The organism is Nocardioides aquiterrae (genome assembly GCF_039526625.1).
Lineage (GTDB): Bacteria > Actinomycetota > Actinomycetes > Propionibacteriales > Nocardioidaceae > Nocardioides > Nocardioides aquiterrae.
The window spans coordinates 1-1205 of record NZ_BAAAJE010000047.1 but is presented as its reverse complement, the minus strand read 5'-3'; the positions used below and the strand labels follow the sequence as shown (position 1 = coordinate 1205).

General features: G+C 68.1%; 1 protein-coding gene. It reads left to right on the top strand.

Going from position 1 to position 1205, the window contains the following annotated elements; all coding sequences use genetic code 11:
* Positions 1-61: 61 nt before the first annotated feature.
* Positions 62-1205 (top strand): helix-turn-helix domain-containing protein (locus ABD086_RS25255; protein WP_343911452.1); only part of this gene is annotated, 1144 nt, incomplete at its 3' end.

The following is a 1205-nucleotide window of genomic DNA, read 5'->3' as shown; positions in this document are numbered from 1 at the left end:
CACCTGAGGTTGGTCGTCACGATCAGGGATGGCCAGAGATGGGGTTGCCGTGGATGCTGCGGTGGCGGCAGCGGTTGCTGCGTACGTCGCGCCGGGTCCGAAGCAGAACGTGTCCGCGATCTGTCGTGAGCTGGGAGTGAGCCGCAAGACGTTCTACAAGTACGTGCACAGGTTCCACGCGCTGGGCGTCGAGGGGTTCTATCCCCAGTCGCGTCGTCCGCGACGCTCACCGACGAAGCTGCCTGCCGAGCTCGAGGACGTGCTGGTCGCGATCCGCAAGAGCGAGGCCGACGGGGGTTGGGACTACGGCGCGGAGGCGGTGTTGATGCGGTTGGAGGAACAGCTCGCGGCCGGGACATCGACGTGGCCCGCCGAACGCCGGTTGCCGGCCCGGTCCACGGTCAACCAGGTCTTCGATCAACGTGGCCAGTTGGTCAAGGTGCCGCAACGCAAGCCGCGGCGTCGCATCCGGCGCTTCGAGCGCAGCGAGGTCAACGCGCTGTGGCAGTTCGACGGGTTCGAGTACACCCTGGCCACCGGCGAGACGGTCGTGGTGCTGCAGTTGATCGACGACTGCTCCCGCACCGACCTGGCCCTGCAGGCCGCGGTGTCGGAGAACGGCAGCGATATCTGGGCGACCTTCTGTCTGGCGGTGGAGCGCTACGGCCTGCCGGTCCAGCTGCTCACCGACAACGGATCAGCGTTCTCCGGCAAGCGCCGCGGCTGGACCAGCGTCTTCGAGCGGAACCTGGCCGACCTGGGCGTGCAGGCGATCAGCTCGCGGATCTCACATCCCCAGACCTGCGGGAAGAACGAGCGAGCCCACCAGCGGCCCCAGAAGTGGCTTCGACGCCGCCCCGCCGCACGCGACATCGCCGAACTCCAGCCGTTGCTCGACCAGTACCGCCACGGCTACAACAACCGCCGCAACGCAGTGCTCGGCAAGCTCACCCCGCACCAGCGCTTCGACCTCGGCCCGCTGGCCACCGTGCCCGACCTACCCCCCGCGATCACCACCCTGACCCGTCACACCGTGACCGCCACCGGATCGATCGGCCTCGACGGATGTCTCCTCGGCCTCGGGAGAAAGCACGCCGGTCACCAGGTCACGGTGTTCCGCACCGGCGCCTTCGCCGCGGTATTCGACGGCGACCACCTCGTCCGCAGCCTCACCCTCGACTACAACCGCCGCTACCAACCCCAAG